This window comes from Stappia sp., from assembly GCF_048261845.1.
In the GTDB taxonomy this organism is placed as follows: Bacteria; Pseudomonadota; Alphaproteobacteria; order Rhizobiales; family Stappiaceae; genus Stappia.
The window spans coordinates 1-12,430 of the sequence record NZ_JBLXFR010000053.1 but is presented as its reverse complement, the minus strand read 5'-3'; the positions used below and the strand labels follow the sequence as shown (position 1 = coordinate 12,430).

General features: G+C 63.9%; 13 protein-coding genes. 10 read left to right on the top strand and 3 right to left on the bottom strand.

Annotated elements, in window-relative coordinates:
• Nucleotides 1-54: 54 nt before the first annotated feature.
• Nucleotides 55-465 carry a transcriptional regulator gene (locus tag ACN0T5_RS17215; protein WP_417769848.1) on the bottom strand — a complete coding sequence of 137 codons (411 nt, stop codon included), beginning with the start codon at nucleotides 463-465 and terminating at the stop codon, nucleotides 55-57.
• Nucleotides 466-674: 209 nt separating this feature from the next.
• On the opposite strand from ACN0T5_RS17215, the gene ACN0T5_RS17210 reads away from it, so the two are divergent.
• From ACN0T5_RS17210 to ACN0T5_RS17165, 10 genes are all read left to right on the top strand, one after another.
• Complete coding sequence (locus tag ACN0T5_RS17210; RefSeq protein ID WP_417769847.1) at nucleotides 675-1,412, top strand: cytochrome c biogenesis CcdA family protein; 738 nt, start codon at nucleotides 675-677, stop codon at nucleotides 1,410-1,412.
• A 178-nt stretch (nucleotides 1,413-1,590) separates the two neighbouring features.
• Nucleotides 1,591-2,046, top strand: a complete 456-nt coding sequence (gene soxX / locus ACN0T5_RS17205) for a sulfur oxidation c-type cytochrome SoxX (RefSeq protein WP_417769846.1) — start codon at nucleotides 1,591-1,593, stop codon at nucleotides 2,044-2,046.
• An 86-nt stretch (nucleotides 2,047-2,132) separates the two neighbouring features.
• A complete protein-coding gene (soxY, locus tag ACN0T5_RS17200) occupies nucleotides 2,133-2,585 on the top strand; it encodes a thiosulfate oxidation carrier protein SoxY (RefSeq protein ID WP_417769845.1) in 453 nt (150 codons plus the stop codon).
• Between the two features lie 52 nt (nucleotides 2,586-2,637).
• Nucleotides 2,638-2,964, top strand: coding sequence for a thiosulfate oxidation carrier complex protein SoxZ (gene soxZ / locus ACN0T5_RS17195; protein WP_417769844.1), 327 nt, complete (start codon nucleotides 2,638-2,640; stop codon nucleotides 2,962-2,964).
• A 184-nt stretch (nucleotides 2,965-3,148) separates the two neighbouring features.
• Nucleotides 3,149-3,916, top strand: coding sequence for a sulfur oxidation c-type cytochrome SoxA (gene soxA, locus ACN0T5_RS17190; RefSeq protein WP_417769859.1), 768 nt, complete (start codon nucleotides 3,149-3,151; stop codon nucleotides 3,914-3,916).
• A gap of 172 nt (nucleotides 3,917-4,088) precedes the next feature.
• Nucleotides 4,089-5,783 carry a thiosulfohydrolase SoxB gene (soxB, locus tag ACN0T5_RS17185; RefSeq protein WP_417769843.1) on the top strand — a complete coding sequence of 565 codons (1,695 nt, stop codon included), beginning with the start codon at nucleotides 4,089-4,091 and terminating at the stop codon, nucleotides 5,781-5,783.
• 86 nt (nucleotides 5,784-5,869) lie between these two features.
• Complete coding sequence (gene soxC / locus ACN0T5_RS17180) at nucleotides 5,870-7,159, top strand: sulfite dehydrogenase (RefSeq protein ID WP_417769842.1); 1,290 nt, start codon at nucleotides 5,870-5,872, stop codon at nucleotides 7,157-7,159.
• Entirely contained in the window at nucleotides 7,143-7,808 is a 666-nt protein-coding gene (locus tag ACN0T5_RS17175) for a c-type cytochrome (protein ID WP_417769841.1), read from the top strand. The genes soxC and ACN0T5_RS17175 overlap by 17 nt, the downstream gene beginning before the upstream one ends.
• Before the next feature lie 57 nt (nucleotides 7,809-7,865).
• Nucleotides 7,866-8,594, top strand: coding sequence for a c-type cytochrome (locus ACN0T5_RS17170; RefSeq protein WP_417769840.1), 729 nt, complete (start codon nucleotides 7,866-7,868; stop codon nucleotides 8,592-8,594).
• A gap of 76 nt (nucleotides 8,595-8,670) precedes the next feature.
• Nucleotides 8,671-9,948, top strand: coding sequence for an FCSD flavin-binding domain-containing protein (locus ACN0T5_RS17165; RefSeq protein WP_417769858.1), 1,278 nt, complete (start codon nucleotides 8,671-8,673; stop codon nucleotides 9,946-9,948).
• 76 nt (nucleotides 9,949-10,024) lie between these two features.
• Here the strand turns inward: ACN0T5_RS17165 and ACN0T5_RS17160 are convergent, their stop codons facing one another.
• Nucleotides 10,025-10,996, bottom strand: a complete 972-nt coding sequence (locus ACN0T5_RS17160) for a DMT family transporter (protein ID WP_417769839.1) — start codon at nucleotides 10,994-10,996, stop codon at nucleotides 10,025-10,027.
• 53 nt (nucleotides 10,997-11,049) lie between these two features.
• Complete coding sequence (locus ACN0T5_RS17155; protein WP_417769838.1) at nucleotides 11,050-12,156, bottom strand: SPOR domain-containing protein; 1,107 nt, start codon at nucleotides 12,154-12,156, stop codon at nucleotides 11,050-11,052.
• Nucleotides 12,157-12,430 lie beyond the last annotated feature (274 nt).

The window sequence follows — 12,430 nt, the reverse complement described above, 5'->3', positions numbered from 1 at the left end:
TGTATCGAACGGATTGTCCGCGCCACCTGGGGCCGGGCGGCGGACACGGTCCGGTCAGCCCGGTGTTTGCATCCCGTTCGATGGCCGGTCACCGTCAAGCGCACCCTTCAGCTTGCCGACCATCTCGCCGAGCAGTCCCCAGAAGAAGTCTTCGCCCGGGTAACCTCGGATACGGCCGTATTCACGGCCCTCGTGGACCAGCGCGAAGCTGGGCGTGAAGCGCTCGCCGCGCATCCACGCCAGATCGTCCGGCATTGGCTCGTGAATGTCGACGCGGCGCAGCGGCGCGAAGGCGCCTTCCTCGGTCTTGGGATAAATGGGCGCAATCTGCGCGTCCCATATCTCGCACCACTCGCAACCGCGTTGCTCGAACATGACGAGCTCGGCGGCGGCGAGACGCTGCTGGGTCATGCTGACGACCGAGGCCGCGACCAGAAGGCCGAGGGCGGTCAGGCGGATATGCATGTTTCCTGCTCGCTAAAAGGTGAGGCGACGGCAGCCTATCGGCACCCTATACCAAAACAGATGGATCACATGCAAAAAACAGAATACGTGTGTGTCACGAGGTCACATTGTCGTGCGCGTTGCGCGTCCCCAGTCAAGGACATGGCCGGCATGATACTTCCATGTCCGATGCCGAAGACACGCCACCGTGAAGCCGGACAGGATCAGGTATGTTTCAGGACGTAACCCTCATTGGCGCATTTTTCGCCGGACTGCTTTCCTTCGTTTCGCCCTGCGTGTTGCCGCTCGTGCCGCCCTATCTGGGGTTCCTTGCGGGGGTTTCCCTTGACCAGCTGACAGGCGAGGGGGAGGAGAAGGCGGACCCTCACAAGGTGTTCTTCGCCTCGCTGGCCTTTGTTCTCGGGTTCACGACGGTTTTCGTGGCGCTCGGCGCGAGCGCCTCGTTCATCGGCCAGTTCGTCACCCAGCATATCCAGATCTTCGGCTATATCGCCGGCGCGGCGATCATCGTCATGGGGTTGCATTTCCTGGGCGTGTTCCGGATCGGGCTGCTCTACCGGGAGGCCCGCGTCCATGTCGAGCGCAAACCGGCAGGGCTTGTCGGCGCCTATGTCATCGGCCTGGCCTTCGCTTTCGGATGGACGCCCTGCGTCGGTCCGATCCTGGCAGCGATCCTGTTCGTTGCCGGAAGCGAGGAATCGGTCCTGAAGGGGGCCGTGCTGCTTGGGTCCTATGCGCTGGGAATCGGCGTGCCGTTCCTTGTGGCCGGCCTTTTCGCAGGCCCCTTCATGCGGTTCATGAAACGCTTTCGCCGGCACATGGTCACGGTCGAACGGGTGATGGGCGTATTCATGATCATCACCGGCGTCGCCTTCATGACCGGCCAGATGGCTCGGCTCTCGTTCTGGCTTCTCGAGGCTTTTCCCGGACTTGCGACCATCGGTTGAGTTTTTCGCGGGCGCGGGCGCAGCGGCCGTCGGTCGGTCGATTTATGTATTCTCATAATTGAATATGTGAATTGATCCCGGCGAGGCTTGCTGCTAGGCTCCTTCTGCGTCGTGATGTCACGGGCACGCGATACAAAAACAAAGCCGGGATCGCCGGCAGAGGGAAGGAACATCGCCCATGAAGGTCTTTCGCCGGAGCATGGTGGCCGGTTGCGCGCTGCTTCTCGGCATGTCCGTGGCATTTGCCCAGGACATTGTCGCCTATGAAGTCGTGGACGGGACGATCCCCAAATCCTTGACCGGCACGCCGGGCGATCCGGTCGCCGGGCGCGAAGTGATGGTCGACCGGCGTCTTGGAAACTGCGTCGCCTGTCACACCGCAGGCGTCTTTTCCGACCAGCAGTGGCACGGCGAAGTCGGTCCGCCCCTCGACGGCGTCGCCGACCGCTGGGACGAGGCGTCGCTGCGCATGATCATCGTCAACGCCAAGGCGGTCTATGACGGGACGATCATGCCTGCCTTCTACCGCAATGACGGTTTCAACCGCGTCGCACCGAAATTCGCGGGCAAGACAATCATGTCGGCCCAGCAGGTCGAGGACGTGGTTGCCTATCTGATGACCCTGAAGGACTAGGATCGGGCCTGCCAAGGTGGCTGATCCGGGCCTTGAGACCGGACCCGATGCGATCGGGGCTCCGGACAAAGCGTGAGGAAAGATCGATGACAATCACACGACGCCAGGCTCTTGCGCTGGGTGCCGGTGCCGCTGTTCTGACGGTGGCCGGGCTGCCGGGCGTGTCGCTCGCAGACGATGCCAAGGTGCAGGCCGCCATCGACGCGTTTTCCGGAGGCACGGCTCCGGAGTCGGGAACGGTTTCGCTGACCGCACCCGAAATCGCGGAAAACGGCAACACGGTTCCGATCGGTGTTTCCGTGGACAGCCCGATGACCGAGGCCGACCATGTGACAGCCGTCATCCTGCTGGCGGCCGGCAATCCGCAGCCGGGCGTGGCGACCTTCCATTTCTCGCCGATGTCGGGGGCCGCGGAAGCGACGACCCGGATGCGTCTGGCCAAGACGCAGGACGTCATCGCCCTGGCGAAGACCTCGACCGGCAAGGTCTACATGGACCGCAAGTCGGTCAAGGTGACCATCGGCGGCTGCGGCGGCTGATCGCCGAGCGCATCCGACCTCATCAAGCATTCAACGCCAGCAGGAGCGTGCGATGTCCACTTCAAAGCCCCGCGTCAAGGTGCCCAAGACGGCATCCAAGGACGAGGTTATCCAGATCAAGACCCTGATTTCCCACACGATGGAATCGGGTCAGCGCAAGGATTCCGACGGCAAGCCGATCCCGCGCAAGATCATCAACAAGTTCACGTGCGAGTTCAACGGGAAGACCGTTTTCGAGTGCGACATGGAGCCGGCGATCTCGGCAAACCCGTATCTCGAGTTCAGCGCCAAGGTGCCGGAAAGCGGCACGTTCACCTTCACCTGGGTGGATGACGACGGATCGGTCTATTCGACCGATGCGAAGATCGCCGTCGAATAGGACGCCGGCGGGCCGTCGGCCGGTACGACCCGGCCGCGATGGTGCGACAAGGAACAACGAGACGAACCGAAGGGTTCGCGCTGGAGGGGAAAGCCTTATGAGGACGCATCGGGGAACTATCCTGGCCGCCTGCGCGGTGGGACTGCTGGTGGCTTCGGGCCCGGCGGTGGCCGACGAGGACGGGATGCCGAGCATCGACGGCGTGAAGATCGTGACGCGCGTTGCCCCGCCCGAAGGGCATCCGCTGACGGAGATCATTTCCGGCTTCGAGTTCCGCACCAAGGAGACCCAGGACCTGGAGCTGGACGACTTCACCAATCCGGGCTTCCTGATGGTGGAGCAGGGCGAGGAGGCCTGGTCGACGGTCGAAGGCTCCGCCGGCAAATCCTGCGAGAGCTGTCACGGCGATGCGGCCGAGAGCATGAAGGGTGTGCGCGCGGCCATGCCGAAATGGAGCGAGGCGGCCGGCAAGCCGCAAACGCTCGAGCAGCATATCAACAGCTGTCGCACCGAACGCATGGGCGCGGATGCGTGGAAGTGGGAGTCCGACCAGATGCTCGGCATGACGGCCTATGTCGGCCTGCAGTCGCGCGGCATGCCCGTCGGGGTCGACCTCACGCAGGGCGAGATGCAGAACTGGTGGGAGAAGGGCAAGGAATTCTACTACACCCGTGTCGGCCAGCTCGACATGGCCTGTGCCAACTGCCACGAGAACAACTACGGAAACTACATCCGTGCCGACAAGCTGAGCCAGGGAAACACCAACGGCTTCCCGACCTATCGCCTGAAGTGGCAGAAGATGGGCTCGCTGCACCGGCGCTTCAAGGGCTGCATGGACAACATCCGGGCCGATGCCTATCAGCGCGGCTCCGACGAGTTCATCGCGCTGGAAACCTATCTCGCCTGGCGCGGGCAGGGGCTCTCGGTGGAGACCCCGTCGGTCCGCAACTGACCATCTGGGCAGTCCGACAGAGATGACGGGCGGCGGCGTTGCCGCCCGCGCTAGAAAGCAAGACACGAAAAGCTGTTCGTGCGGGCGGCCCGGTTCCGGGGCGCGACGGCGGAGCCTTGCCGGCTTCTCGCCGCGGCAGCAAAACGCATTATAGACGGAAGTGGGAACGACAATGATCTCGCGGCGTGAATTCCTGATGGCGGCGGTTGCCGCGGGTGCCATCACCAGCGGGTCCGGCTTCGGGCAATGGGCGCGCCTTGCCGCGCAGCAGGCGCTGCGCGAGGACGACATCCTGTCCTTCAAGCCGCTCGGCAATGTCACGCTGGTGCATCTCACCGACATTCACGCGCAGCTGATGCCGGTCTATTTCCGCGAACCGTCGATCAACCTGGGGGTTGGCGGGGTGAAGGGGCTGCCGCCGCATGTGACCGGCGAGGACTTTCTCAAGCTCTACAATCTGACGCCGGGCTCTCCGGAAGCCTATGCGCTGACGTCGGTGGATTTCGATGCGCTGTCGCAGGCCTATGGCCGCATGGGCGGCGTCGACCGGATCGCGACCGTGCTCAAGTCGATCCGCGCCGAGCGCGAGGACAACACCCTGTTTCTCGACGGGGGCGACACCTGGCAGGGCAGTTACACGCCTCTCAAGACCGGCGGCGGCGACATGATCGAGGTGATGAACGCCCTGCGGCCGGACGCGATGACCGGCCATTGGGAGTTCACCTATGGCGCGGACAAGGTCAAGGAGATGGTCGAGGCGCTGCCGTTCCCGTTCCTTGGCGGCAACATTCGCGACACCGAATGGGACGAGGCGGTCTTCGAGGCTTACCGGATCTATGAGCGCGGAGGCGTGCGGGTTGGCGTCATCGGCCAGGCATTCCCCTACACCCCGGTCGCCAACCCGCGCTGGATGATGCCGACATGGTCCTTCGGCATTCGCGAGGAGGAGGTTCAGGCCAATGTCGATGCGGTGCGCGCGGAAGGGGCCGATGTGGTCGTGCTGTTGTCGCATAACGGCTTCGATGTCGACCGCAAGCTCGCCGGCCGTGTTGCCGGCATCGACGTCATCCTGACCGGTCACACCCATGACGCCCTGCCGGAGCCGGTCAAGGTCGGCAAGACGCTGATCATCGCTTCGGGCTCGAACGGCAAGTTCCTTTCACGCCTCGATCTCGACGTCCAGGACGGCGAGGTGAAGGATTTCCGCTATCGCCTGATCCCGGTCTTCTCCGACGTGATCACACCGGATGCCGAAATGTCGGCACTGGTGGAGAAGGTGAGGGCGCCGTATGCGGGGGAACTGGCGCGGGAACTGGCGACGGCGGAAACCCTTCTCTACCGGCGTGGCAATTTCAACGGCACGTTCGACGACATGATCTGCGAAGCCCTGATCGAGCAGCGCGACGCGCAGATTTCGCTGTCCCCGGGCTTCCGCTGGGGAACGTCGGTGCCCGCCGGCAGCCCGATCACCGTGGAAGACCTGCACAACGCCACGTCGATGACCTATCCGGCGGCTTACAGGTCGGAAATGACGGGCGCCCTGATCAAGGAGATCCTGGAGGATGTCGGCGACAACCTCTTCAATGCGGATCCCTACTACCAGCAGGGCGGCGACATGGTCCGCATCGGCGGCATGGCCTATGCGATCGACCCGAACGCGACGATCGGCAATCGCATCTCGGACATGACCCTGCTTGCCGACGGCACCCCGATCGAGGCCGGCAAGAGCTACGTGGTTGCCGGCTGGGCGAGCGTCAACGAGGGAACCGAGGGCCCGGCCATCTGGGACGTGGTCGAGGATCACCTGAAGGAACGCAAGACGGTCAGCCTCGAGCCGAACCGCGCCGTGCGCGTGAGCGGCCTCTGACCGGTCCGACCGCAAGGGGACCTGCGCGCAAATAGTTGCGTTCATATGAAATAAAAGATTTGATCCGAGAAAGACGGAGACGAAGAATGACAAGATCGTCGAAGCCCGAAGAGGGACCGGCCAGTCCGGGACGGCGCTCGCTGCTGAAAGCCGGCCTGGCCGCGGGAGGTCTGGCGGCGACGGCCGGCCTGGTGCGTGCCGGCGAGGCCAACCCGGAAAACCTGCCGCCCAATGTCGCCGACTGGAGCCGGTATCTCGGCGTCGGAGTGGATGCGGCACCCTATGGCGTGCCGTCGGAGCACGAGGCGCATGTGGTGCGTCGCAGCGTCGAGTGGCTTACCGCCTCGCGCGAGAGTTCGGTCAACTTCACGCCCCTGCACGAACTGGATGGCATCATCACGCCGAACGGTTTGTGCTTCGAGCGCCATCACGGCGGTGTCGCCGAGATCACGCCGACGGACTACCGCCTGATGATCAACGGGCTGGTCGAGACGCCACTGGTCTTCACGCTGGACGACCTGAAGCGTTTCCCGCGGGAAAACCGGCTCTACTTTCTCGAATGCGCCGCGAATTCGGGCATGGAATGGCGGGGCGCGCAGCTCAACGGCTGCCAGTTCACCCACGGCATGGTCCATTGCGTGATGTATACGGGCGTGCCGCTGCGCCACATCCTGGAGGAAGCCGGGCTCAAGACCAACGCGAAATGGATCATGCCGGAAGGGGGCGATGCCTCGGGCATGAACCGCTCGATCCCGCTGGAGAAGGCGCTCGACGACTGCATGGTCGCCTTCAGGATGAACGGCGAGGCGCTGCGTCCCGAACAGGGGTATCCGGCGCGGCTCGTGGTGCCGGGCTGGGAAGGCAACATGTGGGTCAAGTGGCTGCGGCGCATCGAGGTCGGCGACCAACCGTGGCACGCGCGCGAAGAGACGTCGAAATACACCGATCTCATGGAGAACGGAAAGGCGCGCCGCTTCACCTGGGTGATGGACACAAAGTCGGTGATCACCAGTCCGAGCCCGCAGGCTCCGATCAGCCACGGCAAGGGACAGACGGTGCTGAGTGGCCTGGCCTGGTCGGGAAATGGCCGGATCACGCGGGTCGACGTGACGGTGGACGGCGGCAAGAACTGGCACGAGGCGCGCCTCGATGGGCCGAGCCTGCCCAAGGCGCTGCACCGCTTCTATTACGAGTTCGAGTGGGACGGATCGGAGCTCTTGCTGCAATCGCGTGCCCATGACGAAACGGGCTATGTGCAACCCACCAAGGATGCGTTGCGCGCGGTGCGTGGAACCAACTCCATCTACCACAACAACGGAATCCAGACCTGGTATGTGAAGGCGGACGGGAGCGTTGAAAATGTCGAGATTTCCTGAGCTCCTTGTCTCCGCCCTGGCTCTCGTCATGTGCGCTTCGGGTCCGGCCGCGGCCGGCAAGCTGGGCCTTGGGACGCCGGCGACAGCGGAAGAAGTGGCCGGATGGGACATCGACGTCCGCCCGGATGGCGAAGGGCTTCCCGCAGGCAAGGGAACGGTCGCCGAGGGCGAGGTGATCTTCACCGAGCAATGCGCGGTCTGCCACGGCGATTTCGGCGAGGGGGCCGGGCGCTGGCCGGTGCTGGCCGGCGGCGGGGAGACGCTCGCCTCGCACAACCCGGTCAAGACGATCGGCTCGTACTGGCCGTATTTGTCGACCGTTTATGATTATGTCTACAGGGCCATGCCCTACGGCAATGCGCAAAGTCTTTCTGCGGACGAAACATATGCTATCGTCGCGTATCTTCTCTATCTGAATGATGTGGTGACCGACGAGGAATTCGAGCTTTCGAACGAGAACTTCACAAAGATCCGCCTGCCCAACGAGGACGGCTTCATCAAGGATGAACGCCCCGACACCACGGTCGCTGGCGGTGGACAGCCTTGCATGAGTGATTGCAAGGCCGAGGTGAAGATCACCAAGCGGGCCAGGATCATCGATGTGACGCCCGAGGATGACGGCGACACCGCAGGAGTGACGGTCGACTGAGATATCTGGCGGGGCTTTCCGGCCCCGCCGCCTCGGCACCTTGGGAGGGAGTGCTGAATGCCTGCTCGATCTGCCCGGCACGCCGCGTTGGTGGTTTGCGCAGTGGCGCTCTGGCCGTCGATGCGGCCGGCGGTCGCCGGGGATCCGGAGATCGAACGCGGGCGGCAGGTGTTTCTCGCCTGCCAGGCCTGCCACCAGGTCGGCTCAAAGGCCCGCCACCGCGTCGGCCCCACACTCAACAACATCTTCGGCCGCCGGGCGGGAACGCTCGAGGGCTTCAACTACTCCGGCGGCATGCGGGACGCCGGTCAGAACGGTCTCGTCTGGAACGAGGCCGAACTGTCGAACTTCATCGAGGCACCGGCTCGGCATGTTCCCGGCACAACGATGATGTATCGGGGGCTGCCGGATGAGGATGACAGGACGGCGCTGGTCGCGTTCATCCGCCAGCATTCGCCGGGCCCGGCAAACCTGCCCGAGACACCGCCAACGGAACCCTTGCAGGCCCCGGCAGGAGACCCGGATGTGCCAGAGCATATCGTGTCCATTGCCGGAGATCCGGCCTATGGCGAATATCTCTCCGGCGAATGCGTGACCTGTCATCAGGCGAGCGGCGAGGACAAGGGCATCCCTTCGATCACCGGCTGGCCTGCCCGGCAGTTCGCCACGGTCATGCACGCCTACAAGTCGAAGCATCGGGAAAACCCGGTGATGCGCTCGGTTGCGGCGAGCCTGACTGATGAGGAGATCGCCGCGCTCGCGGCCTATTTTGCGAGTATTGAGTAGCAATTGATTTTCGAAGTAACCTCAGGTGGTATTGGTGTCGCGGACCCGGAAGTCGGGCAGAGAGGAGGGGGCAATGATCAGTATCTCAAGGAGGCGCTTCAACAAGGCGGTCGGCGTGATGGCCGGCACGGGACTTCTTGCGGGGTTCAGCCTTGCCGTCCATGGCCAGGCGCGCCCCAAGGTGGTCGTCGTGGGAGGCGGCGCGGGCGGCGCGACGGCAGCCCGCTATCTTGCCAAGGACAGCCAGGGCGCCATCGACGTGACCCTGATCGAGCCGACCAAGACCTACTACAGCTGCTTCTTCTCCAATCTCTACCTTGGCGGCTTCCGGACGCTGGAATCGACCGGACACACCTATGGCAAGCTTGCCTCCGACTACGGCATCAACGTCGTGCATGACTGGGCGATCGCCGTCGACCGTGACGCAAAAACGGTGGCACTCGCCGGCGGCGGCAGCGTTCCCTACGACAGGCTGGTGATCGCGCCGGGCATCGACCTGATCTACGACAGCGTTCCCGGTTACTCGCTGGAAGCGTCGGGGGTCATGCCGCATGCCTGGAAGGCCGGCACGCAGACGACGCTGCTGAAGAACAAGGTCGCCGCGATGCGCGAGGGGGGCACTTTTGTCATGGTGCCACCGCCCAATCCCTATCGGTGCCCGCCTGGACCGTATGAGCGGGTGTCGATGGTGGCGCACATGCTCAAGCAGTCGAATCCGAGCGCAAAGATCATCGTGCTGGATCCCAAGGAAGCCTTTTCCAAGCAGGCCCTGTTCATGGAAGGCTGGGAAAAGCACTATCCGGGCATGGTCGAGTGGATCCCGGCCTCGATCCATGGCGGTGTCGAGGCGGTGGATGTTGCAAGCGGCGAGGTCGTCACCGGCCTCGACACATTCAAGGCCGATGTCGGGAACATCATTCCCGCGCAGAAGGCGGGCCTGATCGCGGGCAATGCGGGTCTTGCCAATGACAGCGGTTTCTGCCCGATCGAACCGGCGACGATGGCGAGCAAGATGGACGGGAACATCCACATCATCGGCGATGCGTGCATTGCCGGGGACATGCCGAAGTCGGGCTTCTCGGCGAACAGCCAGGCAAAAGTCGCCGCTATGGCGATCCGTGCAGACCTGACCGGCTCGCCCACGTTCCCGCCGCGCTTCTCCAACACCTGCTGGAGCCTCATCGCCACGGATGACGGCGTGAAGGTTGGCGCCAGATACGAAGCCGGCGAAGAAAAGATCGCGTCGGTCGACAGTTTCATCAGCGCCACCGGCGAGGATGCCGCCTTGCGCAAGGCGACCTACGAGGAATCCGTCGGTTGGTATGAAGGCATCACGGCCGATATTTTCGGCTAGAAACCGCCACTTCGGCACTACAAAGATGTACCGCCGGGCGAGAAAGGCCCGGCGGTTTTCGTTTTTCCGGGCCGGGTTATCGGGCAGGGGCGGGCGCGGCTGCGGGTCGCCTTAGCCGCCCTGTGAGAGCGGTTGCCTGTTGCAGCAACCAGCGTGGTGCGGTCGCCAGAACGAGACCGCCCATGATCAAAAGAAAGCCGGCAAAGTGATAGCCGTGCAGCTCTTCACCCAGAAACAACACTGCCATGATCACGCCGTAGGGCGGCAGCAGGTACATGAAGAGGCCCGCCGTCGAGGGGCCGACAATCCTGACGCCATACTGGAAGCAGGAAAAGGCCAGAACCGAGGCCACCAGCGCGACACCGAATATGGACAACCAGGCATCCGCCGACACCGGGAACCTGCCGGTTTCAGCGATCTCGACGATGGTGAACGGCAGCAGCGTGATCGCCCCGCCGAGCGCCAGCGCGGCGAAGAGCGTGAGCGTCGGCATCTCGTTCAGCGAGGAACGCTTCAGCAGGACCGAGTAGATCGCCCAGCTCAGGGCGGCGATGGCGAAGAGCACGTCTCCGGCATTGAACTGCAGCGACAGCAGCAATGTCAGCGATCCCTTGACGACGATGGCAAGCACACCGAGCACGGCGAGAACGATGCCGATTCCCTCGCGGATGCCGACCGCGCGGCCGCGAAACAGCCATTCCAGCAGGATGATGAGAATCGGCGAGGAGGTGTAGATCAGGGTGCCGTTGGTCGCGGTGGTGTAGTTCAGGGCGAAGTAGACGCCGGCGCCGCAGAACCACATGCCGAGCAAGCCCATCATGCCGATCAGGTCCCAATGTCGCAGAAGGTCGCGGGCATGCTTGCGCAGACCCGGCAGGGCGAAAGGCAACAGGATCAGGAAGGCGAGGACCCAGCGCAGGAAGGCCAGCGTCCAGGGTTCAACGGTGGCGGCCGCGGCCCGCCCGATGACCATGTTGGAGGAGAAAAAGAGAGGGGTTACGAGCAGCAGGGCGTAGGCCCTGTGCTGAACATTGGCGGGATCGAACATGGACAGCCTTGGATCGCGGTCGAGGGAGCCGCATCCTGGTCCCGGCGCAGGCGCTACCGGCTGGCGGCGACCTCGCGCGGGTAGGTCACGGGCCTGCAGGTGATAGCCCCGCTGCCGAGATAAACGCAAGCGGCGGCGGCATCGGCCGCGTTGGGATAGGGACCGGCAAAAAGGTGAACCGACCCGTCCGCCTCGTCAATAATGCGAGCCTCAAGCGTCGGCGGAAGCTGGCTCTGTGTTGCCTTGAGTTCGTTCCAGGCCGCTTCAGCGGCCGCCGCAGAGGCATGGGTGCCAAGGTCTATGGCGAAGTCCGTGCGCTCGATCCTGTCTGCGCTTTCAAGTGCGATGCGGCCTGCCGCGCCGGTAATGGAGAGCAACGGCTTTTCCTTCGCGGCCGGCGTTCGGGGGATCGAGGCGACACTGGTGGGCGCTTCGGTGCCTGGCGCCGCAACGATCCGCACCGGTTTTCTCAGGGTTTCGGGAAGCGCTTCCTCGATCAACCTGCGCCGCTCGGCGGTGCGGGTGTCGCTGGTGGCGGACGACGGTTTCACGGGGGGAGCCGTGCGGGAGTGATTCTGGCGGGCAGGGGGCGCCGGCAACGTTTCGACCGGCCTTGGTTCTCCTGCAACCGCCTCGACGGCGGCATCGATATCGCCACTGACATCGGGTGCGGCGGCCTGTTCCGTCGTTCCGTTCCCGACCGGGGCAATACCTGGATGTGCGTCCGGTTTCTCCTCGCGCGGCACCGCTCCGGAGCGCGCGCTCAGCATGGCGTTGCGTTCCTGCATGACGGACATGGCGCGGCGCAGCTCCGCGACCTGACGACGCAATGTCTCCATTTCCGCCTTGAGCGCGCGGCGCGCCTGTTCGCCTTCGACGCCGCCATTCGAAGGATAGATCTCGATCGCTTCCGGTCCGCGCGGGGGGATGGAAGCGGTCGTTCGAACATCCCCTTGCGAAGGGAGGGGCTGGCCCGCGATCCGCATGCCGGACTGCGGGGGAGAGGCGGCGAGGAACATCGAGGAAATCCCGACAAGCGCAAACAGCATCGCGCCACCGCCCCAAAGGGCGACCCAGCGCGCATCCGCCCGACCTTGCGAGGGTGCGGTCCTGTTGCGTGTCTTCAGCGGTTTCACGCTGCCAACCCCAATCTGTTCCATCCTGTTTCTAGGAAACGCCAAACAGGGTTAACAAGCCTTAAAGTTCGGAGCGAAAGCACGGCGTGTGGGAGGGATTCCACCGAATTTGCGGTTCTTTCTGGTTTGTTTGCAATTCCGTGTCACGAAGTGAAACAGGTTTTGATTGTGCGGGCGGGGCCTGTGTTCGCTATGGGTGTGCCGGGGAACGCCCGGCGAGACGCGGGGGCTCCGGTGTCGCGACACCGGATGGTGGAGACAGACATACATGTGGGGGATTGTTGGGAGTCTGGGGAGG

What these genes read in the sequence shown, in the direction of transcription:
- ACN0T5_RS17160 (WP_417769839.1), bottom strand. Translation starts at nt 10,996, where the DNA reads ATGTTCGATCCCGCCAATGTTCAGCACAGGGCCTACGCCCTGCTGCTC.
- soxB (WP_417769843.1), top strand. Translation starts at nt 4,089, where the DNA reads ATGATCTCGCGGCGTGAATTCCTGATGGCGGCGGTTGCCGCGGGTGCC.
- soxY (WP_417769845.1), top strand. Translation starts at nt 2,133, where the DNA reads ATGACAATCACACGACGCCAGGCTCTTGCGCTGGGTGCCGGTGCCGCT.
- ACN0T5_RS17155 (WP_417769838.1), bottom strand. Translation starts at nt 12,156, where the DNA reads ATGGAACAGATTGGGGTTGGCAGCGTGAAACCGCTGAAGACACGCAAC.
- ACN0T5_RS17215 (WP_417769848.1), bottom strand. Translation starts at nt 465, where the DNA reads ATGCATATCCGCCTGACCGCCCTCGGCCTTCTGGTCGCGGCCTCGGTC.
- soxX (WP_417769846.1), top strand. Translation starts at nt 1,591, where the DNA reads ATGAAGGTCTTTCGCCGGAGCATGGTGGCCGGTTGCGCGCTGCTTCTC.
- soxZ (WP_417769844.1), top strand. Translation starts at nt 2,638, where the DNA reads ATGTCCACTTCAAAGCCCCGCGTCAAGGTGCCCAAGACGGCATCCAAG.
- soxC (WP_417769842.1), top strand. Translation starts at nt 5,870, where the DNA reads ATGACAAGATCGTCGAAGCCCGAAGAGGGACCGGCCAGTCCGGGACGG.
- ACN0T5_RS17175 (WP_417769841.1), top strand. Translation starts at nt 7,143, where the DNA reads ATGTCGAGATTTCCTGAGCTCCTTGTCTCCGCCCTGGCTCTCGTCATG.
- ACN0T5_RS17210 (WP_417769847.1), top strand. Translation starts at nt 675, where the DNA reads ATGTTTCAGGACGTAACCCTCATTGGCGCATTTTTCGCCGGACTGCTT.
- ACN0T5_RS17170 (WP_417769840.1), top strand. Translation starts at nt 7,866, where the DNA reads ATGCCTGCTCGATCTGCCCGGCACGCCGCGTTGGTGGTTTGCGCAGTG.
- soxA (WP_417769859.1), top strand. Translation starts at nt 3,149, where the DNA reads ATGCCGAGCATCGACGGCGTGAAGATCGTGACGCGCGTTGCCCCGCCC.